The sequence below is a fragment of the Serratia sp. 14-2641 genome, from assembly GCF_001692375.1.
In the GTDB taxonomy this organism is placed as follows: domain Bacteria; phylum Pseudomonadota; class Gammaproteobacteria; order Enterobacterales; family Enterobacteriaceae; genus Chania; species Chania fonticola_C.
Window position 1 is genome coordinate 312,502 of the sequence record NZ_LXKR01000055.1, and the last position, 23,246, is coordinate 335,747.

Below are 23,246 nucleotides of genomic sequence, written 5' to 3' on the forward strand. Positions count from 1 at the left end.
TTAGCCAGCTCGGGTGCTGGCTTTTTTTTTGCCTCTATTTCAGGTGAACCGCAAAGCCGGAGCGGCCAGGGGCAATGTCTTCTCGCAGCGTTAACTGTGGAATAACATAATCGCCAAAATTTTGCTTACGGAATGGCAAAGGCTCGGTACTGGCCAGCGCGTCCAGCCGTTTCCCCAGCGCCGAGCATAGGTCGGGGAATTTTGCCTCGTCGAAGCGATCGGTGCGGTACGCCACAAACGGTGGTAGCACATCAAAACCGGGGTAATACAGAATGCCATGGTGAATAGGGAACAGAATATCCTCTATCGGGCCGTTGATACCGCGCGGGCTGTAATGAGACTCCCAACCGCCAGCGGTAACCAGCAACATAGCCCGTTTCCCTGCCAAAGTACCTTCGCCATAACGATCTCCCCAATGTGTATCGGAATGCTCGCCAACGCCGTAAGCAAAGCCATAGGCATACACGCGTTCTACCCACCCCTTGAGGATGGCTGGCATGGAGAACCACCACAGCGGGAACTGGAGGATCACGGTATCCGCCCAGAGTAACTTCTCCTGTTCCAATGCAATATCTGCGCTCTGCGTCCCTTGTTCAAGCGCTATTCTGGAATCCAGTACCGGGCTGAAGCGGTTAGCGCTATCCCGATCCGTACGGTCGTCGCCATCTAAAGAGGCTTTCCATTTCATGGCGTACAGATCGGAGACCTGTACCTGATGCCCGGCGTCCTGCAGATGTTTGACCGCAAAGTTTTTTAGTGAGCCATTAAGCGATTGGGCTTCTGGGTGAGCGTAGACCAGTAGAATATTCATCATTGAGTTCCATTGCTGAAAAAGAGAGCAACAGAGTAGGTTAGCGTCAGGTATAGTTAAAATTGATTTAGATGATTACAGGTATTTGTATGAGTAATTTCGGTAGGCTGGATCTCAATCTCCTGGTGACGTTGGATGTGCTACTGATGGAATTGAACGTTACACGCGCTGCGGAGCGGTTGTCGCTGTCGCAGCCTTCGGTAAGCGCTCATTTGGCCAAGCTGAGAGCGTTTTTCGACGATCCGCTGTTGTTACCGGGCCCAAGAGGAATGCGGCCAACGGCCAGGGCGGAGGCTTTACGTGAACCTTTGCGGCAGGCATTGGAAGTGCTTGAGCACACTGTTTCACCTATCAGCCCTTTTGAGGCGGCTAGCGCGAATATCACCTGGCGGGTTGCCGCATCTGATTATGGCGAGTCCACGGTACTGTTGCCTACATTGGCACGGCTTCGTCAGGCCGCCCCCAGCAGCAGGTTGGCGGTGTTGGAACTGGTACCGACCAGGATTGCCCGGCAGGCGGAGATGGGGGAGATCGATCTGGCCTTTCACACTCAGGACTGCGCTCCATCAGGGATGCGTCAACGCGTGTTATTCAAGGAGAGGTATGTATTGGTGGGCCGTATCGGTCATCCTGCGTTGACGGCTCGCCCGACGCTGGCGCAATTTAGCCAACTGGAGCACGTGGTGGTTTCGCCAAACGGCGGGGGATTTAGTGGCATCACCGATCACACGCTGGAGCAGGTTGGGCTTTCGCGGCGGGTGGTGCTTTCCGTCCCGCATTTTCTGTTTGTGAAATCGGTGATCGCCAAGACGGATCTGGTTGCTATGCTGCCCGAACGCCTGGTACGCGGCAGCCCCGAAGTACAGATTGCCGAGCCGCCAATGGAGATCCCAGGCTATGAACTGGCTATGCTGTGGGATGAGCGTTCGCATCGCGATCCCGCCCATCAATGGTTACGCGAATTGATCGCCCAGTCGGTTTAACTTCCCTCTGGTTCGCTACCTTGCAGCAGTGCATGCTTTTTCAACATGCCGCGTAGCTGATGATAAGTCAGCCCCAGCAAATCGGCAGCTTTGCGCTGATTGAAACGGCCCTGTTTCAAGGCCATCTCCAGCAGGGTTTTCTCCTGCTGATGCTGCCAGCTTTTAAAATCCAGCGGCAATGCAGGTAAATCACTGGTCGGCGCGGTTGCCTCATCATCAAGCGGCTCTGAACGCTTGGCAAAGGGGTTAATGATGATCTCATCCAACTCATCCTGGCCTGAACCATGGCGGTAAACGGAACGCTCCACCACGTTTTTCAGCTCACGTACGTTACCCGGCCAGGAGTAGCCAAGCAGCACCGCCTGCGCATGTTCACTAAAGCCGGGGAACAACGGCAGTGACAGCTCGCGGCACATCTGAATGGCGAAATGCTCGGCCAATAGCATGATGTCTTGCTGGCGTTGGCGCAGCGGTGGCAGTTGCACCACGTCGAACGCCAGGCGGTCCAGCAGATCGGCACGGAATTTACCGGCGGCGGCCAGCGCGGGCAGATCGTCATTGGTGGCGCACACCAGCCGGACATCCACCCGCAGCGGTTGGCTGCCTCCCACACGCTCCAGATGGCCGTATTCAATCACCCGCAGCAGCTTTTCTTGCACCAGCATTGGTGCGGTTGCCAATTCATCCAGAAACAGGGTGCCGCCATCGGCACGTTCAAAGCGGCCAAGGTGGCGTTTTTGTGCGCCGGTAAACGCGCCAGCTTCATGGCCAAACAGCTCCGAGTCCAGCAGGTTTTCATTCAGCGCCGCACAGTTGAGGGAGATAAACGGCCCTTGCCAACGATTGGAAAGATAGTGCAACCGGTGGGCGATCAGCTCCTTACCCGTGCCGCGCTCACCGATCACCAGCACCGGTTTGTTGAGCTTGGCCAACTGTGAAACTTGCTCCAGCACTTCCACAAAGGCGTTGGCCTCGCCCAACAGGTTCTCTAACGGTTCGCTCATGATGAAATTCGCCAATGTTTGGTGAAAACACTCACTCTACAGCAAGCGTGGCGAGTGTCAAAAATAAATAGTCTTTGTATTTCAATGAAATAAAAGTTGGCACGCTTCTTGATTAACTCTTTGGGCAAGTTGTATAACTTAACTCGGCGCTTCAGACGCCTTCAGAACCAAGAGGAAGTAAATTATGGGTATCTTTTCTCGTTTTGCCGACATCGTGAACGCCAACATCAATACTCTGCTCGATAAAGCAGAAGACCCGCAAAAGCTGGTGCGTTTGATGATCCAGGAAATGGAAGACACGCTGGTTGAAGTGCGCTCCACTTCAGCGCGTGCCCTGGCAGAGAAAAAGCAGCTGCTGCGCCGCATTGAACAGGGTGAAAACCAGATCAATGACTGGCAGGACAAAGCCGAACTGGCGCTGCGTAAAGATAAAGAAGATCTGGCCCGTGCGGCGTTGATCGAAAAACAGAAAGTGGCCGATCTGCTTGCTACGCTGAGCCAGGAAGTGGCTACCGTAGAAGAGACGCTGGCCCGCATGAAGAGTGAAATTGGCGAGCTGGAAAACAAGCTGACCGAAACCCGTGCACGCCAGCAGGCATTAACGCTGCGCCATCAGGCGGCTTCTTCTTCACGGGATGTGCGTCGCCAGCTGGACAGCGGTAAACTGGATGAGGCGATGGCGCGTTTTGAACAGTTTGAGCGCCGTATCGACCATATGGAAGCCGAAGCGGAAAGCGTCAGCATTGGCAAAAAGAAAAGCCTGCATCAGGAGTTTGCCGAACTGCAGGCAGACGATGCCATCAGTGAGCAACTGGCGGCAATGAAAGCCAAGATGAACCGCCCGGAATAATGCTTAAGCGGCCACCCAGCGTGGCCGCCACACTACGGCCAATAAGAAGGAATTGAGATGAGTGCTCTATTACTTGCCATCCCGTTGACAATCTTTGTGTTGTTTGTCGCACCGATTTGGCTTTGGTTGCATTACAGCAACCGGCAACAGAGCGGCGTTCAACTGAGTCATCAGGAGATGCAACGTCTGACGCAGCTGGGGGAGCAGGCCACACGCATGCGCGATCGTATTCAGGCGTTGGAAGACATTCTTGATGCGGAACACCCGAATTGGAGGCAGTCGTAATGCGTAGAGACCAGGACAGAGGAAAGTATGGCGATCGTCGCGATCGTTCTTACTACAACGACGACAGCGGTTCATACAAGGGCAACACCTTAGGCAGTAAAAAACTGTACCGTGTGCCTGAAGAAGGCATGCTGAAGGGCGTTTGCGCTGGTCTTGCCCACTATTTTGACGTGCCCGTGCGTTTGATCCGGGTGATTGCCGTGTTGTCGCTGTTCTTCGGGCTGTTTTTCATTACGGTGGTCGCCTATATCGCCTTGGTCTTCGTGCTTGAGGAGGCTCCAGCCAGCCGTTATCAGGATGAACATCAGGCCACACCGCGCCAGTTGCTCGATAAACTGGAATATGAATTGAGCAGTGGAGAGCAGCAGTTGCGCAAGGTCGAACGCTACGTCACGTCTGACACCTTTGGTGTGCAGAGCCGCTTTCGCCACCTGTAACCTCTCTTAACGATGCACGGGCCTGCGTACGCCGCAGGTCAGGCATTGCACCGACTTTTACCCCAACATATGCCAGAGGGCAGCGACCATGAGCAAAACCTATGCGATTAATGCCCCAAAAACCGCTTCACCAAAATGGGGAGTAGGTGCATTGTTGAAGACCTTGTCGAAAGTCATCATCATAGCGTTAATGAGTTATGGCCCGGCGGGGGCAACCGCGTGGTTGCTGAAAACCGTCAGCCGCAAACCGCTGCGTTACGTGTTGGCCCTGTTGCTGGAACCGCTGTTTCGCAAAGGGCTGAACAAGGCGTTCGGGCGCTATGCCAAGGAGAACAATGAAACGACTGCAAAATGAGTTAACTTCGCTGGTCAATCGCGGAATGGATCGCCATCTGCGTCTGGCAGTAACCGGCTTGAGCCGCAGCGGTAAGACGGCGTTTATCACCGGATTGGTCAATCAATTACTCCATGTTCACAGCGGCGCGCGTATGCCGCTGTTTTCCCCTGTGCGGGAAGAAAGGCTGTTGGGTGTGAAACGCATTCCTCAACGCGACCTCGGTATCCAACGTTTCACCTACGATGAAGGCCTGGCGCAGCTGTATGGCAATCCGCCAAGTTGGCCAACGCCAACCCGTGGCGTCAGCGAAATCCGCCTGGCGCTGCGCTACCGTTCCAATGATTCACTGCTGCGCCATTTTAAAGAAACCTCCACGCTGTATCTGGAAATCGTCGACTATCCGGGCGAATGGCTGCTGGATTTGCCGATGCTGGAACAGGACTACCTGGCCTGGTCACGTCAGATGGCTGGGTTGTTGCAGGGCGACCGCGCGCGCTGGGCTGAGCCTTGGCTGGCATTGTGCAAAGATCTCGATCCGTTGGCCCCGGCGGATGAAAACAAGCTGGCGGCGATCGCCCAGGCTTATACCGACTACCTGCTGCGCTGTAAGGCCGAAGGGCTGCACTTTATTCAGCCAGGGCGCTTTGTGCTGCCTGGCGATATGGCCGGTGCGCCTGCGTTGCAGTTCTTCCCGTGGCCAAACGTCGATGCGGCAGGGGAATCGCGCCTGGCACAGGCGGACAAACATACCAATGCGGGCATGTTGCGCGCCCGTTTTAACTATTACTGCCAGTCGATCGTCAAGGCGTTTTATAAAGAGCACTTTGTGCGTTTCGATCGCCAAATTGTGTTGGTGGATTGCCTGCAACCGCTCAACAGCGGGCCGCAGGCGTTTAATGATATGCGTTTGGCGCTGACCCAGTTGATGCAAAGCTTCCACTACGGCAAGCGCACGCTGTTCCGCCGCCTGTTTTCGCCGACCATCGACAAACTGATGTTCGCGGCAACCAAGGCGGACCATATCACCGCCGACCAGCACGCCAATCTGGTTTCACTGTTACAGCAACTGGTGCAGGAGGCCTGGCAGAACGCCGCGTTTGAAGGCATCAGTATGGACTGTGTCGGCCTGGCTTCGGTACAGGCGACCGAAAGCGGCATTGTCGATCATCATGGGCAGTCTATTCCGGCATTGAAAGGCCACCGCCTGGACGATGGCGCACCACTGACGGTCTTCCCTGGCGAAGTACCTGCGCGCCTGCCTGGCCCGGCTTTCTGGCAGCAACAAGGTTTCCATTTTGACCAGTTCCGTCCACGCATGATGAGCGTTGACAGTCCGTTACCGCATATCCGTCTGGACGCGGTGATGGAGTTTTTATTGGGAGATAAATTGCGATGAGCGAGCCGTTAAAACCGCGTATCGATTTTGCCGAGCCGTTGCAGCCACCACAGGAACCGGTGTTGCGCGCAGGCTTGGAGTTTGACGAACAGCAGGCCGAGAAATTCTATCCGGCAGCGCCAGAGATGGAGCAGGAAGAAGAGGAAGGGCGCGCTGAAGGCATTGTTAACGCCGCGTTGAAACCCAAGCGCAGCCTGTGGCGCAAAATGGTTAACGCCGGGTTGATGCTGTTTGGCGTCAGCGTGGTGGCTCAAGGTGTCCAGTGGGTGCATACCTCCTGGGTGCAGCAGGATTGGATCGCGCTGGGTGGTGGGATCGCTGGTGGGCTGATCGTCTTCGCCGGTATCGGTTCGGTGGTGGGGGAATGGCGCAGGCTATACCGCCTACGCCAACGTGCTGAAGAGCGTGACGAAGCTCGGGAACTGCTGCACAGCCACGGCCTGGGGAGAGGGCGCGAGTTTTGTGAAAAGCTGGCGCGTCAGGCCGGGTTGGATCAAGGGCACCCTGCATTGCAACGCTGGCAAGCTTCATTACATGAAACCCAGAACGACCGCGAAGTGGTTGCGCTGTATGCCAAGCTGGTGCAGCCGGTGCTGGATAATCAGGCGCGGCGCGAAATCAGCCGCTCGGCGGCAGAGTCGACGCTGATGATTGCCGTCAGCCCGCTGGCCTTGGTGGACATGGCCTTTATCGCCTGGCGCAATATCCGCCTGATTAACCGCATTGCGGCCTTGTATGGCATCGAACTGGGCTATTTCAGCCGCATCCGTCTGTTCCGCCTGGTGTTGCTGAATATCGCCTTTGCTGGCGCATCTGAACTGGTGCGGGAAGTGGGCATGGACTGGATGTCGCAGGATATTGCGGCGCGGTTGTCTGCGCGCGCCGCGCAGGGGATAGGGGCCGGTTTGTTGACGGCACGGTTGGGCATCAAGGCCATGGAACTTTGCCGCCCGTTACCCTGGCTAGAAGGCGATAAGCCAAAACTGGGTGATTTCCGTGGTCAATTGATAAACCAGTTGAAAGACGCCATGAAAAAAGGTCAAAGCAAAGTCTGACTCCGCCAGGCTGCGTCTATCAGACGCAGCCTTATGGCCGCCCCGCCAAAAGCGCCCTCCTTTCGTACGTCTCTGCAATACCCATTAATTGTTAATGATAAGTTAATCAAGTGTTTGTTTTGCGGTCTTGGTCACGAAAAATCCCACGGACAGCGGCAAAGAAGACGGTATATTTGACCAACAATTAATCTGAATATCTGACTGCGCCAGCGGGGGATCCCGCAGTATTCACTCGCTGCTTCAGCACCAAGACATCAATCCCAAGGACAGGAGGTAATGAACATGCTGCACCGTGAGCCGAACTTAGAGACCTTCCAACCCTATGCCGATGAAAGCCAAACCCTCCGTCGACATATCCATCAGTACCCTGAACTGGGATTCGAGGAACGACAAACCGCCGATCTGGTAGCGAGAAAGCTTGAGGAGTGGGGGTATCAGGTGACACGTGGGCTCGGTATCACCGGCCTGGTTGGGACGTTGAAAAGAGGCAACAGCCCCCGCACGTTAGGTATTCGGGCAGATATGGATGCCTTGCCGATCCTGGAAAATACGCAACTCCCTTACAGCAGCCAGCACGAAGGCATCATGCATGCCTGTGGGCATGACGGCCACACCGCGATGCTGCTTGGTGCGGCACATTATCTGGCCGATCACGCCTGTTTCGATGGCACCTTGCACCTCATTTTTCAACCCGCAGAAGAGGGGTTGGCCGGTGCCCAGAAGATGATCGACGACGGCCTGTTTAAACGCTTCCCCTGTGACGCCGTTTTTGCCATGCACAACATGCCAGGCTTCCCGCAGGGGCAGTTTGTCTTTGGTGAGGGGGCGTTTATGGCTTCCAGTGATACGGTCACCATCACCATCCACGGCAAAGGGGGACATGGCGCGATGCCGAAGGGCACCGTTGATGCCGTGGTCGTCGGGGCCAGTATTGTGATGACATTGCAGACGATCGTCGCGCGTAATCTGGGGGCGCAAGAACCGGGCGTGATCACCGTAGGTTCATTCCAGTCAGGCATGGCCAGTAATGTCATCGCGGACTCAGCGGTATTAAAGTTAAGCGTGCGTGCGTTGGATCCGCAGGTCAGGGAATGGTTGGAAGAGCGAATCAAGACGTTAGTGGCGGCTCAGGCGGCGTCATATGGTGCCAGGATCGATATTGACTATGATCACACCTATCCCGTGTTGGTCAACCAACCGGAGATGACCCGCTTTGCCAAACAGGTGGCGAAAAATTTAATGGGTGAGAGTCATCCGCAGCAGGTGATTGATATTCCGGAACCGCTGATGGGCAGCGAAGATTTTGCCTTTATGCTGAACCAGTGCCCGGGCAGTTATTTATTATTAGGTAACGGCCAGGGTGAAAATAGCTGCATGGTACACAACCCCGGCTATGATTTTAATGATGCAATTATACTCAGAGGGATCGCATATTGGTCTGCATTGACGCAGGAATTCCTGAAGGAATAAACCTCGGTCTTTAATAAGTTGGTGATGCTCCTGAATTTGTTGGGGTCGAAAATGTTCGATCCCTGCATGACATCGATTATCTGGACGGGTGCAGCATGCGGCGCCCCGACAAATTAAATTAAGGACCGGCCATGGATAGCGTCAAGGAAAGAAAATCCCCGGCAAGGGCCATTGTGGCTACCACGTTAGGCAATGGCTTAGAGTTTTTTGATCTGGTGCTTTACGCATTTTTTGCGACCTATATAGCAAAAGCTTATTTCCCCGCGACAGACCCTTTGGTGAGCATGACGATGACCTTCCTGATCTTTGGGATGGGTTATCTTGCCAGGCCGCTGGGGGCGCTGGTCATCGGCCATTATGCCGATAAAAAAGGGCGCAAGCCTGCCATGACGTTGACGTTCCTGCTGATGGGGCTCAGTACCCTGACGATTGGTATCACCCCGTCATATGAAAGCATCGGGACTGCGGCCCCGATCATTATTACCCTGGCCAGGCTGATGCAAGGCTTCTCCGCAGGCGGTGAGTTAGGCGCATCCACTACACTGCTGGTGGAGTATGCCAAACCCCATAATCGCGGGTTTTACGGGGGATGGCAGGTAGCGAGCCAAGGTGCGGGTAACGTATTTGCCGCCATGACGTTGGTGATCCTGGTAAATTGCATGCCAGAGGCGAGTGTGGAAGCCTGGGGTTGGCGCATCCCGTTCCTGTTTGGCATCGTGATTGTTCCGGTGGGGCTGTATATTCGCTTTAAGCTGGAAGAAACCGCCACTCACACCTTACCAACGGCTACCGAAAGCGTCAGCAAAATACCCCTGCTGGAAGTGATAACTACCTACTATAAAGAAACCTTGGCGGGAATTTTGCTGACGATGGGGGGAACCATCCCACATATGATCATCATGTTTTATATTCCCAACTATGCCATCAGCATATTAAAACTGGATACCAGCTATAGCATGTTAATCGGTGCCATCGCCGGTTTGATTACGTTGATTGGTGGGCCGCTGGCGGGGATGTGGTCAGATAACGTTGGCAGGGTCCGGTTGATTGCCTGGGCGAGAATAGCGATTGTTGTGCTGATTTATCCGGCGTTTTATTTACTCAGCACCTACCCCAGTGTTGAAATGCTGTTTGCGGTGATGATTGTACTGAGCATTATCAATATTATCGGTGCTTCGCCTTCCATCACCATTTTGCCAGAAATATTCCCAAGGCGGGTAAGAACCACCGGGTTGTCGCTGGTTTATAGCGTTGCCGTGGGGATCTTTGGCGGCTTCTCATTATCGGTGGCTTCCTATCTGATCAAGTTAACCGGTAACACCACGGCTCCGGCGTTTTACGTGATTGCCGGCTGTGTTTTATCGCTGTTCGCCTTCCTGTATATCAAGGAAACCAGCCAGGCTCCGCTCAATTAATTACATTCCGGTGCAACCCTCTCATTTAGTGAGAGGGGCTGCTCTTTTTGGTAATCCAGGTCACTTCGTCGCCCACGATCTTGCGGCTGAACACGTCTTCTATCAGAGACGGTTAAAGCGCCATTACCACTTATAGCCCATGTTCACGCTGTAGTCAGGATCCTGATTGGTGGAGTAAGGATCGGACTGGCGAAGGCGATCGGTTTTTTTCACTGGGCGATTAAGCGTTGAATACGATTTGTCGCGCGGGCGGCTGCAGCTGGGATGATCGCATTCTAGATTGGCACTGAAACCGGTTTTATCTTCTGATTCTGACCAGACCACTGGTGCCTTGGCGGTTTTTTCCGCGGGCCCAGGCGCGGCTTTGGGGGCGGGGGCGGCTTTGATGCTGGGTTCCGGCGCCTTGTAGGATAGGTCCAGCGCCAGGGTTGGGGCGCTCAACAACAGCGTGGCGCAGCAGAATGCCGCCAGTGTATGCTTTCTAGGCATGGTCAATCTCTCTTTAATAGTTACGCCACGCAACTATAAAATAGTCAGACGAGAATTACTATCATTTGTAACCGGTGAGGGCCATTTTCTCAGTTTGTAACCGCAGATTGACGAAAGAACATCCCCCTGTGACCACATGATAATCCGCTGCCAAAATAATGCTGAATGTGATAACTCTCTAGAAATAAGCTAAAATTACGCCGATGGTGTTATTGGGTGGCGTTTAAAACCGCTAATAGCAGTGATAAACTGGAGCTCTGTCAACTTTTGCTGACAGATCGCTTCTACCTTCCGGGGGGAGAGGTTATCATCATCACCAGACATCCCCGCACCTGCAGAGATAAGGCCAATACTGATGCGTTTGGAAGTATTTTGCGAAGACCGTCTCGGTCTCACTCGAGAATTACTCGATCTTTTGGTATCGCGCGGTATCGACCTGCGCGGCATCGAAATTGATCCTATCGGCCGTATTTACCTCAATTTTTCCCAGCTGGATTTTGATACCTTCCGCGCGCTGATGGCGGAGATCCGGCGCATCAGCGGTGTGACCGATGTGCGCACCGTTAACTTTATGCCTTCCGAACGTGAACACCGTGCGTTACGCGCGTTGCTGGAGTCGATGCCGGAACCGGTGTTTTCCATCGATATGAAAGGCAAGGTGGAACTGACAAACCCGGCGGCTCAGACGCTATTCAACTTCAGCGAAGACAAGATCCGCAATCAAACGGCGAGCCAACTGATTGGTGGCTATAACTTTGGCCGCTGGCTGGAGAGTGATGACACTAAGCCGCATTCCGAACGGGTGGTGATCCGCAGCCAGGATTTCCTGATGGATATCACACCGATCTATCTGGAATATGAGCAACAGCAGAATGCTCCTGTGGGCGCCGTGGTCATGCTCAAATCCACCGCCCGCATGGGCCGCCAGCTGCAGAACCTGTCGGTGAATGATGATACCGAGTTTGACCATATTGTCGCCGTCAGCCCGAAAATGCGCCACGTGCTGGAGCAGGCGCGCAAGTTGGCCATGCTGGATGCCCCATTGCTGATTGTGGGCGATACCGGCACGGGGAAAGATATTTTAGCGCGGGCCTGCCATCTGCGCAGTCCACGTGGCAAACAGCCGTTCCTGGCGCTGAACTGTGCCGCCTTGCCGGACGATGTGGTGGAGAGCGAACTGTTTGGCCATGCGCCGGGCGCTTATCCGAATGCGTTGGAAGGTAAGAAGGGCTTCTTTGAGCAGGCCAACGGTGGCTCGGTGTTGCTGGATGAGATTGGCGAGATGTCGCCGCGCATGCAAACCAAACTGCTGCGTTTCCTTAACGACGGTACGTTCCGCCGGGTAGGGGAAGAACATGAGGTGCATGTGGACGTCCGGGTGATCTGCGCCACGCAGAAAAACCTGACCGAACTGGTGCAGCGCGGTGAATTCCGTGAAGATCTCTATTACCGTTTGAACGTGCTGACCATCACCATCCCGCCGCTGCGCGAACGCCCGCAGGATATCATGCCGCTCACCGAGCTTTTTGTGGCGCGCTTTGCCGATGAACAAGGGGTCGCCAGGCCGAAACTGGCCAACGATCTCAGTAGCTTCCTCTGCAAATACGGCTGGCCGGGCAACGTGCGCCAACTGAAGAACGCCATCTATCGTGCCCTGACCCAAACGGACGGCTACGAGCTGCGCCCGCAAGATATCATTCTGCCGGATTTTGAGGTGGAGATAGCGCTAGGGGATGAAGTGATGGAAGGCTCGCTGGATGATATCAGCAAGCGTTTTGAACGTTCGGTGCTGACTCGTCTGTATCGCACTTATCCCAGCACCCGCAAACTGGCCAAGCGCTTGGGCGTCTCGCATACGGCAATTGCCAATAAGCTACGGGAATACGGGCTGAGCAATCGCAAGCTTACCGACGACAGCGAAGAATAGCGTTACTTTATTTCAGGCATAAAAAAGCCCGGCTTAAAAAACCGGGCTTTTTGGTATCTACAGGCTTATTTCAGCGCGGCAAGCGCGGCATCATAATCTGGCTCGGTGGTAATTTCGTTTACCAGCTCGCTATACAGCACGTTGTCTTGGCCATCCAGCACCACCACGGCGCGCGCGGTCAGACCGGCCAATGGGCCTTCGGCAATCTCTACACCATACGCCTGCTTGAAATCACCGCCGCGCAGGGTAGACAGGGTAACCACGTTGTTCAGGCCTTCTGCACCGCAGAAGCGTGACTGGGCGAACGGCAGGTCGGAAGAGATACACAGGACCATGGTGTTATCCAGGCCACTCGCCAACTGGTTGAATTTACGCACCGATGCGGCACAGACGCCGGTATCAATGCTTGGGAAGATGTTCAGGACTTTGCGTTTACCCACGAAGCTGCTCAGGGCAACGTCTGACAGGTCTTTGGCAACCAGGGTAAAGCTTTTTGCCTGCTCGCCCTGCTGTGGCAGTTTGCCTGCTACAGTGACAGGGTTGCCTTGAAAATGTACGGTCTGAGTCATTGCTCGGTTCCTTTCAACGATGTTTATACAAAGATGTGAAGCCGATTAACACCGGGTTCACAATCTCGAAGCAGTTTAAGGCAACAATCGCACCTTGGATAGATAAAGTTTATAAACTGCAGGTATAGTGGACTGACTTTATGCGCTTTTTTCGCTCGGGAGCCGTTATGAGAAGCATGCGTTTTTACTCTGAAGCCTGGCCATTGCATACCGCCTTTGTGATCGCACGCGGTAGCCGGACCGAAGCCAAAGTGGTGGTGGTAGAGATTGAACAGCAGGGTATGCGCGGTGTCGGTGAGTGCACCCCTTATCCGCGCTATGGCGAGAGCGAAACCTCAGTGATGGAGCAGTTGGCCGACGTGTCTGCGGCCATCGCACAAGGGGTGACCCGGCAGGAGTTGCAACGCTTGATGCCCGCAGGGGCGGCTCGTAACGCGGTCGACTCGGCATTGTGGGATTTGGAATGCCGCCTTGCTGGCAAAAATCTGTGGCAATTGAGCGGCGTTACCGCACCGGAACGGGTAGTGATGGCGCAAACGCTCAGCATCGGCTCGCCGGAAGCAATGGCGTTTGCCGCTAAAGAGCTGGAACAACAGGGCGCGACGCTGCTGAAAATCAAGCTCGACGATCACCTGATCAGCGAAAGGCTGGTGGCGATCCGCACGGCGGTGCCGCAGATGACGTTGATCGTTGATGCTAATGAATCCTGGCAAGCAGAAGGCTTGGCATCGCGTTGCCAACTGCTGGCGGATTTAGGCGTGGCGATGCTGGAGCAACCCTTACCGGCCAGCGACGACAGCGCCCTGGAAAACTTCATCCATCCATTACTGATTTGCGCCGACGAGAGTTGTCACACCAGCGGCGATCTGTCTCGGTTGGCGGGGCGCTATCAGATGGTCAATATCAAGCTGGATAAAGCCGGTGGGCTGACCGAAGGGTTACAGCTTGCCGCACAGGCGCGGGCGCAGGGCTTCGAGATCATGCTCGGCTGTATGCTTTGTACCTCAAGAGCCATTACTGCAGCGCTGCCGTTGGTACCCGGCGCCCGTTTTGTGGATCTCGATGGCCCAACCTGGCTGGCAAAAGACGTCGTGCCAGGTTTGGCCTTTGAGTGCGGTGCTATTGAGCTTTCACGCTAGTCAGCGTAGGTCAGCAACTCGACCATGGCGGCCAGGTAGTTTTCACTGGCGGCGTCGGCTGAGATCGGCGGGAACTCGGCGGTGATGCAGGGTAAGGACAAGTCTGCACACCAACTGCCGAAGGATCCTGGAGTTTCATAGCCGACGCTGGTCACCAGCGGCAGGGCAAACTTATGTGCCAGCCAAACGCCCAAAGCGGAGCTTTCCGGATCTTCTATACAGGCCAATGGCTCATGGAAGGACACCACCCAGTGTGGCTTCAGGCGATGGATCAAATGGCACAATCCCTGAGTTTCTGGTTCGGAGCCGGGCCTGCCACCGGTGGAGAGCCGCACATCACGAGCTTCTGCCGCACTGTTCCAACGGTAGACCGTATCGCCAGAGCGCCAGTTGGCCGCCGGGAAATTGCGGTTCAGATCGACACCGTTGGCATTGGAGCGCAACCCAAGCTGGCAACCATCCGGATTGACCGCCAGGATCACATGATGGCGCAGTTGGGCGGGGGCGATACTGCGTAATGCGCAGGATAACGTCACCACCGCGGCAGTTTCATCCCCATGGGTACCGGCAATCACCAGGCCGGTATCCGGGCCGCTTTTGGCCGCCGGGAAATACAGCAGCGGTGCGCCTAACATCGATTTACCGTAAGTTTCACCTGCAACTGCCAGCTGGCCACGTTCACTGCGCGGTCTGTGTTGGGTCATGGGGTTTCCCTTTAAGCCAAAGTCAGAAATAATTGCGATGTTATTGAGTGTATTACGCTTTCGCTCATCTTTCCCAGTCTGTTAAGCGAATAAAGTGATGTCTATTGTTATACTATCGGCAGAGTGCTAACGACAAAGAGGATTTATCATGCCAGTTGCCAGAATAGTCGCGCGTTATAGCGAAAACGAAAAAGACACCATCACCCTACTGTGCGGCGTGGATGCAGAAAACCAGATCCGTCAGGGTGAGTGGTTTGGCGTAGTGAAAAATGACGATGGGCGTGGGGACGAGTCCAACTATCCGTTTACCTTGCATGTGGATCATCAGAAAGGGGAGTTTTTCCTCGACTATGGTTTTGACGACGCCGAATCACGTCAGTTGCAAAAGACCGATATCCAGCTCAACCCGCTGGTAGAGAAAGGCTATTTCACCATCTTCGATGAAGAAGAAGGGGAAGAGTTCAGCTATAAGATCGCCAGTATTCATCTTTACGACTGATCCTGCCTAAGCAAACAGCCCGCAGTGCCGATAATGGCTGCGGGCTTTTTTTTGGATCAAACATCCACTTTTTACATTCTTGTTACGCCAGGCTATAGGTGGCGGGCATCTTTGTGCTATATGATAAAAAATTCATGGGGTTAACTGGGGCATATCTAACATGACGAGAAGAAAAATTCTGGCGAGTTTTCGTTTAACGCTTTGCGCGGTCACCATCAGCGCGGGTATTAGTGGTGCTATGGCAGCTCAGGTTCCCCCAGGTACCGCTCTGGCGGAGAAACAGGAGATCGTGCGGCATATCAAGGATGAGCCGGCGTCGCTAGATCCAATTAAGGCCGTGGGCCTGCCAGAAGCGCAGGTGGCACGCGATCTGTTTGAAGGGCTGGTGAATCAGGACGCGCATGGCAAAGTGATCCCCGGTGTTGCCACGCGCTGGCAGACCTCGGATAACCAGACCTATATCTTCACGCTGCGCAAAGATGCCCACTGGTCTAACGGTGACCCTGTCACGGCGAAAGACTTCGTTTATAGCTGGCAACGGCTGGTCGATCCGAAAAGCCTGTCGCCGTTTGCCTGGTTTGCTCAGCTAGCCGGGATCCAGAATGCCGAAGAGATTATCGCCGGTAAGCTGCCCATCGATAAGCTTGGCGTGGTGGCGGTGGATGACCACACGTTAAAAGTGCAACTGAACAAACCGGTGCCCTATTTTGTCAGCCTGACGGCAAACTTCAGCCTGTTCCCGGTACCTAAAGCCGTGGTTGAGCAATACGGTAACGATTGGACCAAAGTGGGCAATCTGGTAGGCAACGGCGCATTCAAACTGCAAGAGCGAGTGGTTAACGAGAAACTGGTACTGGTGCCGAACAACCATTATTGGGATCATAAGCACACGGTGTTGACCAAGGTGACTTTCGTGCCGATCAACCAGGAATCTAACGCCACCAAGCGTTATCAGGCTGGTGATATCGATATTACCGAGTCCTTCCCGAAAAACATGTACCAAAAGCTGTTGAAGGATATCCCGGACCAGGTTTACACACCGGACCAACTCGGCACTTATTACTACGCGTTCAATACCCAGCGTGCGCCAACCAATGATGTTCGGGTGCGTAAAGCCTTGTCTTACGCTATCGATCGCAAGATCATTGCCGAAAAAGTGCTGGGCACCGGCGAGAAACCGGCCTACCATTTCACGCCAGATGTCACTGCGGGCTTTAAGCCGGAAACCAGCCTGCTGCAGCAACAGTCCCAGGAAGAGTTGAACGAGCAAGCCAAGGCGCTGATGCAGGCGGCGGGTTATGGTCCGAACCATCCCCTGAAATTGACCCTGCTGTATAACACCTCAGAGAGTCACCAAAAGATTGCCATTGCGGTGGCGTCAATGTGGAAGCAAACCTTGGGCGTTGACGTTAAACTGCAAAATCAGGAGTGGAAAACCTATATCGACAGCCGTAACACCGGCAACTTCGACGTGGTTCGCGCCTCCTGGGTGGGGGATTACAACGAGGCTTCGACCTTCCTGTCACTGCTGACCTCTTCACACAGCGGGAATATCGCCAAATTTAACAGCCCGCAATACGACCGTCTGTTGGCCGACGCCAGTCGCGAGACAAATCCAACGGCGTTAACCGCCGATTATAACAAGGCCGAGCAGATGATTGCGGCCGAGGCCCCAATAGCCCCGATCTATCAATATACCAACGGGCGTCTGATCAAGCCTTGGGTGAAGGGTTACCCAATCACTAACCCTGAAGATGTCGCCTACAGCCAGGAAATGTACATTCTGAAACATTAATGTTCAGTGTTCTGTTGCCTGCCAAGCCCTCGCCAACACGGGGGCTTTTTACTTTCAGATCCCGTTACGGCGTTGCCACTTTGATCCCTAAGGCATTAACGCTAGACTCTGTATCAACGGCATAATAATGAGGGTTTTGAATGGATGTCATTGAGGGGCGCGAACTGCAGGTGCCCGACGCGGTCTATGCCTATCAACTCGACGGCAAGGGTGGCACCACGCCAATTGAGGATGACGATAAGATCACCAGCGAGGAGCCATGCTGGCTGCATCTGGACTATGCCCATCCGGCTAGTGCCGAGTGGCTTGCCAACACGCCGCTGCTGCCAGATCTGGTAAGACAAGCGCTGGCGGGGGAAAGCACCCGGCCACGCGTCACCCGATTGGGCGACGGGACGCTGATCACGCTGCGCGGCATCAATTTCAACACGGACTCACGGCCCGACCAACTGGTGACGTTCCGCGTGTATATCACCGATAAGATGATTATTTCCACCCGCCATCGCAAGGTCTACTCGATCGATGAAGTGGTTAATGAATTGCGCAATGGCCAGGGGCCGATTAATAGCGGTAACTGGCTGGTAGAAATCACTGATGCGCTCACCGACCACACCAGTGAATTCATCGAAGATCTGCACGACAAGATCATCGATCTGGAAGATGCGCTGTTGGAGCAGCAAACCCCGGAACGTGGGCAGTTGGCACTGATCCGTAAACAGTTGATTGTATTGCGCCGCTACATGGCTCCTCAGCGCGATGTGTTTTCGCGTTTGGCCAGCGAACGACTGCCGTGGATGAATGACGATGAACGCCGCCGCATGCAGGACATTGCCGATCGCCTGGGGCGCGGATTAGATGATCTGGATGGCAGCATTGCCCGCACGGCGATCCTGTCCGATGAGATCACTACTGTAATGGCCGATGCCATGAACCGCCGTACTTACACCATGTCGCTGATGGCGATGGTATTCCTGCCAACCACTTTCCTGACCGGACTGTTCGGGGTCAACCTTGGGGGGATCCCAGGCAGCGGTAGCCCATTGGCGTTTGCCTCTTTCTGCTTCATGTTAGTGGCATTGGTCGGGGGCGTTGCCTGGTGGCTGAGACGTAGCCGCTGGCTATAACGACAAATAGTGGCGAAAACGCGAGTAAAGTTGAGCAGTATCAACATTTGCTCACGTGAACTACGGCATTCTTGCTCTTGCAGGTGAATGCAACGTCAAGCGATGGGCGTTGCGCTCCATAATTGTTTTACTTTCTTATTTTTAGAATTATTGCATAGCACATTTAATTCAATACGATGCCGGTTTAATCACCGGCATTTTTTTATGCTTTTTTCCCTTCGGCGAATCCCAAACAACCGGCTCACTTCGTAGGGGCGCTGCATGCTGCGCCCAGTTAGCGACATGCCGTCCAAGATCGCCCAATTAACAACACGCCGCCTCGATTAGGCTAAGCCGCGCTTTCGTCCCAGAAGCTGGCCTCTATCTTGTGGCCATCCAGATCGCGGACGAAACAGCCGTAATAGGCGGCACCGTAATGTGGCCGTGAGCCCGGAGCACCGTCTTCTTGTGCCCCAGCGGCTACCGCCTGCTGATAAAACGCATCAACCTGCTGCTTGCTGGTAGCGAAGAAGCCGATATGCACGCCGTTCGCGGTGCCTGCGGGTTTGCCGTCTATCGGCAGTTGCAACCAAAATTCAGGATAGTCTCGGCCATAGCCGATAGCGCCAGGGTGTTCCAGCACGCGTCGGCAGCCTAGCGCACCGAGAACCCGGTCATAAAACTGTGCGGCGGCATCGAAATTGTTGGTTCCCAGCGAGACGTGGGAAAGGCAGGGGGTGATATTCATCGTTGGTCTCCTTTGACTGTATAAATAAACAGTATAAGGTAAAAGCCGCACTGTCAGGCACTTTATGCGTGAATTGTGAACAGGATCTAACATTAAGCGGGGAAAAACCTCCACCTGCGGGCACAGGCGGAGAGAAGGACTATTTGATTTCCAGCACGTTCAGGCGTTCAAACGCGGGCGAGCCGTTGTCATCCGAGTCTTCCGGCTGCCAACCCACTGGTTGCAGTGGAATATCTTCACGGTCAAACGCCAAATCGCCACCATCGACCACTTCGCTGCCGTGGTGAATACCTTTGAAGTCAAACAGTTCGGTATCGCACAGATGCGAGGGCACCACGTTCTGCATGGCGCTGAACATGGTTTCGATGCGGCCTGGGTAGCGTTTGTCCCAGTCGCGCAGCATATCGCCAATCACCTGGCGTTGCAGGTTTGGCTGTGAGCCACACAGATTGCACGGGATTATCGGGAATTCTTTCGCTACCGAGAAACGCTCGATGTCTTTCTCGCGGCAATAGGCCAGCGGGCGGATCACCACGTGTTTACCATCGTCGCTCATCAACTTGGGTGGCATACCTTTCAGCTTGCCGCCGTAGAACATGTTGAGGAACAGGGTTTGCAGGATATCGTCACGGTGGTGGCCAAGGGCAATCTTGGTAGCACCCAGCTCGGTGGCGGTACGGTAAAGGATACCGCGGCGCAGGCGTGAACACAGGGAGCAGGTGGTTTTTCCTTCCGGGATCTTATCCTTCACGATGCTGTAGGTGTTCTCTTCAACGATTTTATATTCCACCCCCAGGCTTTCCAGATAGGCTGGCAGGATGTGCTCGGGGAAGCCGGGCTGTTTCTGATCGAGATTCACCGCGACCAGTGAGAAGCTCACCGGAGCGCTTTTTTGCAGATTGCGCAGGATCTCCAGCATGGTATAGCTGTCTTTCCCGCCGGACAGGCAAACCATGATGCGATCGCCTTCCTCAATCATGTTGTAGGCGGCGATAGCTTCACCCACGTTGCGGCGCAGGCGTTTTTGCAATTTGTTGAGGTTGTACTGCTCTTTTTGTGTAACCAATTGATTATCTTGCATTTAAATCGTGCTCATTCTCGTTTGGGGGCACTATGGGGGCATGGCGACTTTAGATGGCAAGTTTAGCATTCAACATGCTGATTTGATCATTATTCATTTCGTTCATCCACGCGCCATAGACTTCAAAGACCATTTGCGCATTATCATGGCCCATTTGGCTGGCGATAAACGCGGGATTGGCCCCGGCAGATAGTAGCCAACATGCATAGGTATGGCGCGTATGGTACGGATTGCGGCGACGAATACCAGCGCGTTTTACAAGCGCGTTCCAGGCATGCCCAAAAGAGGAAAGAAAAAAGTGTGGTTTCTGCTCACCTTTGGCCATTCGAGGTATGAAAACGAACCGCAATTTTTGCGTCTCAGTCTTGCCATATTCCTGGTGGTAGAACGTGATTTCCCTACGTCGTTGCAGTTCTGTCAACTTTCGCTGAGCTTTTAACGCTTCGAGTTCAGGAGCGAGAAGGGTGACAGTACGAATGCCAGCTTGCGTCTTGGGCGGCCCAAATGTACCAATGACAGTAAGGTTACGCCGTATTTTTATGGTCCCTGCGACTAAATCAATATCCTCCCAGGCCAGCGCCGCGAGTTCTCCATGACGCATGCCGGTATAAATAGCTAACTGCCATAGGTTTCGTGCCTGTCCTTTAAGGTGGCTCATTAGCTGAGCATGTTCCTCTTTGGTAATAGGATCTGGTTTTGGGCGGCTTTTTTGCAACTTTCTCACCCCTTCAAAGGGTTGATGGGTTATATGGTTAGAGCGATATGCATAGCGCAGCATGCTACAGAGTAGCGAAATATAATTGTCAACCGTTCTAACAGTTCGGCCAGTTTTATTCGCGCGTTTATTTTCTCCATAAAAAGTCTTCCCATGAAGTAGTTCATCACGATAAGTCATTAAATCACTATATTGTATGGATGCTATCGGTGTCATTTTTCCGATAATACGCACGAGTGTTTTTAGTTGCGAATTTGTTTTCCTTAAAGTGTTTGCAGTAAGTTCTGCGCTTTTGCTTTTCACCCACTCGTTTACCAATTCATCGAAAGTTATAATGGATTTCGTTGTTGTGAATTTATTGGCACATTTAGATTCGGGAAACCTTTCCCGATAGTTAAACTCACCTAATAGAATGTCGCTCAGAACTGAAGCTCTGAAATAGCCAGCCTTTTTGATGTTGGCTGGCGTGATGGACCAGCATTTCAGCACTTCTCTGCACCGTTTCTCACGATAGGTGAACCAGATGCAGAGCTTTTCATTTCTGATTTCCACCCCAGTGGGGAACTTACTCATATCAAGCCTCTCGGATGAATCTGTTTATTTCTGGATGGTTGTACCAAATAATTCCGCGCTGGGTTTTTTCGCCACTAGCAGAAACACGTTTGAAGTGAACGCCTTCAATCCAGCAACCCTGTCGATACTTTTCTATTTGCCTTGCATCAAGGCCTGTCTTTACTTTTAATCCATCCTCTACGACCCATTCATGACCGAAAACCAACTCTTCTTTTAACATTGTAACCACCTTGTGGTAAGTCCCTCAGGTATTGCTGAGAAATGAATAGGCGAAAAAAAACCGCCGATTGGCGGTTGGTTGATGATACTCGTTTTTTATTTCTTGCTTAATTCCTCAGATGCTTCGATTAGAGCTATTTTCAAGTCTTCATTCCAAGAATTTAATATGTTTTCAAAAACCATATTATTCATGCCATCAATTTGTGTTATAAGAGTAACAGTCACATCAATTAGGGACATTGCGGTGCATTGCATGGGATCAACTAACCCTTCGTTGGATGGCCCTGCCATTAGAATCTCATCTTTTCCATGTTTTTCAGATAGAGACAGGCTTAACTTATAATCTAATGATTTAGAGCCTAGATGTACTCTGACACTCGAAAACTTATAAAATGGCCGTAAGAAACTTAAATTAGCAAAACACTCTAAGTCATAGAAGGTTACTCTTTCTTTGCCAATAACATCAACAGCCCAGCCATTATCACCAGCGTAAGATTTCCCATATTCTTTAACTAACTCATCGTATCTTTTTCGAATCGCATTAAGGTGTTTTTTCTGTATTCTTTCAAATCCCAACTCATCACTATATTTGGAATATATCTGAGAGGATTTAAAATCATCTATAGATTTATGTAAGTAGTATTTTTTTGCGACCTCATCTGATGATGAATCGATAACTCGAGAAATAACCGCGGACTCATGCATTGAACGCCAACGTGCCATCGCACCATCAGCATATCCACCTTTCAGTAATTGCATGATTTCGCATGCAATATTAACTGTGTGAGCATGCAGTCTCGTTAAAACCTCGAGTTTATAACTCTTTTCGGTAAACTCTTTTTTTCTAAACTTGCTATTTATTTCGCCACCCATCTCTCTGCACATGACAATTAATAGTTCGAATATGTCCAATGGGGCTTTCCACGTTTCGTACAACCTACCCTCAAAGCCTTTAATTAAATCATTGTTATAAGTAATGTATTCTTCTTTGTTTTTTTCTAGACTGGATTTGTATATTTCTGAAATTTTTAAAATCAAGTTTGGAATTCTCTCTGAAACGAGCTGTATTGCCGTCTCAATTGAGATGCCGTGTTCATTCGCGACTTGACCTATGTTATCCAATAACATTTTCTCGAGGTCAAGACCTATATTACCATCAACTATCATAGTGCCCATTTAATCCCCTCCTTTTTATCTTCAAGATTGTACCAGCATTACAATAAAAGAACCGCAATCTATCTTTGTGATGCTCAGTAGTTTTTCAAGTTTTTTGCTGCTCTGCAGGCCAGTTCAGTCCGATATTCTAGAGCGCGTCATTCATCAAAGCCTGCCAAGTCTGTTACTTACCATGCATCACGATCGGTGGCGGGAATACCCGCATCGCATCGCATCGCATGGTCTGCATCGGCTGTGATTTCAGCCTGCCGAAAACCAGCGCCAAGGCGATGGCACTGGAAAGCCGGGCCTCAATTCGACGCTATCTGGAAGAAGTACCGTTGACGCCAGATGAACAGGCCATTGCGACGGGGGACATCGAAAAACTGGACGTTTTCATCTGCAAAATTCCCGATAAACCGACAACCGACTGAGTGTTATGGTTAAAAATAAATCACTGGACTTTTACTGACAAATACTTACACTT

The 23,246-nt window shown here is 52.7% G+C and carries 25 protein-coding genes; 15 read left to right on the top strand and 10 right to left on the bottom strand.

Annotated elements, in window-relative coordinates:
* Positions 1-34: 34 nt before the first annotated feature.
* On the bottom strand, positions 35-811 hold the full coding sequence (locus A6U95_RS20110; RefSeq protein ID WP_065685724.1) for an NAD(P)H-dependent oxidoreductase: 777 nt from the start codon (positions 809-811) through the stop codon (positions 35-37).
* Positions 812-900: 89 nt separating this feature from the next.
* On the opposite strand from A6U95_RS20110, the gene A6U95_RS20115 reads away from it, so the two are divergent.
* Positions 901-1,794: a LysR family transcriptional regulator gene (locus tag A6U95_RS20115; protein ID WP_065685725.1), complete on the top strand. Its 894-nt coding sequence runs from the start codon at positions 901-903 to the stop codon at positions 1,792-1,794.
* Here A6U95_RS20115 and pspF read toward each other — a convergent pair.
* On the bottom strand, positions 1,791-2,798 hold the full coding sequence (gene pspF, locus A6U95_RS20120; RefSeq protein WP_065685726.1) for a phage shock protein operon transcriptional activator: 1,008 nt from the start codon (positions 2,796-2,798) through the stop codon (positions 1,791-1,793). The genes A6U95_RS20115 and pspF overlap by 4 nt on opposite strands.
* A 184-nt stretch (positions 2,799-2,982) precedes the next feature.
* Here pspF and pspA point away from each other — a divergent pair, with 184 nt between their 5' ends.
* The 8 genes from pspA (at position 2,983) to A6U95_RS20160 (ending at position 10,043) form a co-directional block, all read left to right on the top strand.
* Positions 2,983-3,648: a phage shock protein PspA gene (pspA, locus tag A6U95_RS20125; RefSeq protein ID WP_021182065.1), complete on the top strand. Its 666-nt coding sequence runs from the start codon at positions 2,983-2,985 to the stop codon at positions 3,646-3,648.
* 57 nt (positions 3,649-3,705) lie between these two features.
* Complete coding sequence (gene pspB, locus A6U95_RS20130) at positions 3,706-3,933, top strand: envelope stress response membrane protein PspB (protein ID WP_065685727.1); 228 nt, start codon at positions 3,706-3,708, stop codon at positions 3,931-3,933.
* On the top strand, positions 3,933-4,370 hold the full coding sequence (gene pspC / locus A6U95_RS20135) for an envelope stress response membrane protein PspC (RefSeq protein ID WP_074423379.1): 438 nt from the start codon (positions 3,933-3,935) through the stop codon (positions 4,368-4,370). The genes pspB and pspC overlap by 1 nt, the downstream gene beginning before the upstream one ends.
* A gap of 88 nt (positions 4,371-4,458) precedes the next feature.
* Positions 4,459-4,725 (top strand): phage shock protein PspD, encoded by a 267-nt coding sequence (gene pspD, locus A6U95_RS20140; protein ID WP_024487070.1) that lies wholly within the window; start codon positions 4,459-4,461, stop codon positions 4,723-4,725.
* A complete protein-coding gene (locus A6U95_RS20145) occupies positions 4,706-6,103 on the top strand; it encodes a YcjX family protein (RefSeq protein ID WP_065685728.1) in 1,398 nt (465 codons plus the stop codon). Before pspD ends, A6U95_RS20145 begins: the two co-directional genes overlap by 20 nt.
* The gene (locus tag A6U95_RS20150) at positions 6,100-7,158 is read left to right on the top strand and encodes a YcjF family protein (protein WP_065685729.1); all 1,059 of its coding nucleotides are present in this window, start codon (positions 6,100-6,102) and stop codon (positions 7,156-7,158) included. Before A6U95_RS20145 ends, A6U95_RS20150 begins: the two co-directional genes overlap by 4 nt.
* Positions 7,159-7,440: 282 nt before the next feature.
* Positions 7,441-8,628: a M20 aminoacylase family protein gene (locus tag A6U95_RS20155; protein ID WP_065685730.1), complete on the top strand. Its 1,188-nt coding sequence runs from the start codon at positions 7,441-7,443 to the stop codon at positions 8,626-8,628.
* A 131-nt stretch (positions 8,629-8,759) separates the two neighbouring features.
* Positions 8,760-10,043 (top strand): MFS transporter, encoded by a 1,284-nt coding sequence (locus A6U95_RS20160; RefSeq protein WP_065685731.1) that lies wholly within the window; start codon positions 8,760-8,762, stop codon positions 10,041-10,043.
* Positions 10,044-10,166: 123 nt separating this feature from the next.
* Here the strand turns inward: A6U95_RS20160 and A6U95_RS20165 are convergent, their stop codons facing one another.
* Positions 10,167-10,532: a hypothetical protein gene (locus tag A6U95_RS20165; protein ID WP_065685732.1), complete on the bottom strand. Its 366-nt coding sequence runs from the start codon at positions 10,530-10,532 to the stop codon at positions 10,167-10,169.
* 355 nt (positions 10,533-10,887) lie between these two features.
* Between A6U95_RS20165 and tyrR the strand changes: the two genes are divergently transcribed.
* Positions 10,888-12,459 carry a transcriptional regulator TyrR gene (gene tyrR, locus A6U95_RS20170; protein WP_065685733.1) on the top strand — a complete coding sequence of 524 codons (1,572 nt, stop codon included), beginning with the start codon at positions 10,888-10,890 and terminating at the stop codon, positions 12,457-12,459.
* Positions 12,460-12,524: 65 nt separating this feature from the next.
* On the opposite strand, the gene tpx is transcribed toward tyrR, so the two are convergent.
* Positions 12,525-13,028: a thiol peroxidase gene (gene tpx, locus A6U95_RS20175; RefSeq protein WP_021806539.1), complete on the bottom strand. Its 504-nt coding sequence runs from the start codon at positions 13,026-13,028 to the stop codon at positions 12,525-12,527.
* Between the two features lie 167 nt (positions 13,029-13,195).
* On the opposite strand from tpx, the gene ycjG reads away from it, so the two are divergent.
* Positions 13,196-14,167: an L-Ala-D/L-Glu epimerase gene (ycjG, locus tag A6U95_RS20180; protein WP_065685734.1), complete on the top strand. Its 972-nt coding sequence runs from the start codon at positions 13,196-13,198 to the stop codon at positions 14,165-14,167.
* Here ycjG and mpaA read toward each other — a convergent pair.
* Positions 14,164-14,871, bottom strand: coding sequence for a murein tripeptide amidase MpaA (gene mpaA, locus A6U95_RS20185; protein ID WP_065685735.1), 708 nt, complete (start codon positions 14,869-14,871; stop codon positions 14,164-14,166). The two genes, ycjG and mpaA, sit on opposite strands and share 4 nt — an antisense overlap.
* A 148-nt stretch (positions 14,872-15,019) precedes the next feature.
* Between mpaA and A6U95_RS20190 the strand changes: the two genes are divergently transcribed.
* The 3 genes from A6U95_RS20190 to zntB all read left to right on the top strand — a co-directional run bounded on the left by A6U95_RS20190 (position 15,020) and on the right by zntB (position 18,289).
* A complete protein-coding gene (locus A6U95_RS20190) occupies positions 15,020-15,370 on the top strand; it encodes a hypothetical protein (protein WP_024486022.1) in 351 nt (116 codons plus the stop codon).
* Between the two features lie 160 nt (positions 15,371-15,530).
* Entirely contained in the window at positions 15,531-17,165 is a 1,635-nt protein-coding gene (locus tag A6U95_RS20195; protein WP_065685736.1) for a peptide ABC transporter substrate-binding protein, read from the top strand.
* A 140-nt stretch (positions 17,166-17,305) separates the two neighbouring features.
* Positions 17,306-18,289: a zinc transporter ZntB gene (zntB, locus tag A6U95_RS20200; protein ID WP_065685737.1), complete on the top strand. Its 984-nt coding sequence runs from the start codon at positions 17,306-17,308 to the stop codon at positions 18,287-18,289.
* A gap of 328 nt (positions 18,290-18,617) precedes the next feature.
* Here the strand turns inward: zntB and A6U95_RS20205 are convergent, their stop codons facing one another.
* From A6U95_RS20205 to A6U95_RS20225, 5 genes are all read right to left on the bottom strand, one after another.
* A complete protein-coding gene (locus A6U95_RS20205) occupies positions 18,618-19,016 on the bottom strand; it encodes a VOC family protein (protein ID WP_024531194.1) in 399 nt (132 codons plus the stop codon).
* A gap of 139 nt (positions 19,017-19,155) precedes the next feature.
* Entirely contained in the window at positions 19,156-20,097 is a 942-nt protein-coding gene (ttcA, locus tag A6U95_RS20210; protein WP_065685738.1) for a tRNA 2-thiocytidine(32) synthetase TtcA, read from the bottom strand.
* 49 nt (positions 20,098-20,146) lie between these two features.
* Positions 20,147-21,385: a site-specific integrase gene (locus tag A6U95_RS20215; protein WP_065685739.1), complete on the bottom strand. Its 1,239-nt coding sequence runs from the start codon at positions 21,383-21,385 to the stop codon at positions 20,147-20,149.
* Position 21,386: 1 nt separating this feature from the next.
* The gene (gene xisR, locus A6U95_RS20220) at positions 21,387-21,605 is read right to left on the bottom strand and encodes an excisionase family protein (protein WP_065685740.1); all 219 of its coding nucleotides are present in this window, start codon (positions 21,603-21,605) and stop codon (positions 21,387-21,389) included.
* A gap of 95 nt (positions 21,606-21,700) precedes the next feature.
* Positions 21,701-22,780, bottom strand: a complete 1,080-nt coding sequence (locus A6U95_RS20225; RefSeq protein WP_065685741.1) for a DUF5677 domain-containing protein — start codon at positions 22,778-22,780, stop codon at positions 21,701-21,703.
* A 218-nt stretch (positions 22,781-22,998) separates the two neighbouring features.
* Between A6U95_RS20225 and A6U95_RS20230 the strand changes: the two genes are divergently transcribed.
* A complete protein-coding gene (locus A6U95_RS20230) occupies positions 22,999-23,193 on the top strand; it encodes a hypothetical protein (RefSeq protein WP_065685742.1) in 195 nt (64 codons plus the stop codon).
* Positions 23,194-23,246 lie beyond the last annotated feature (53 nt).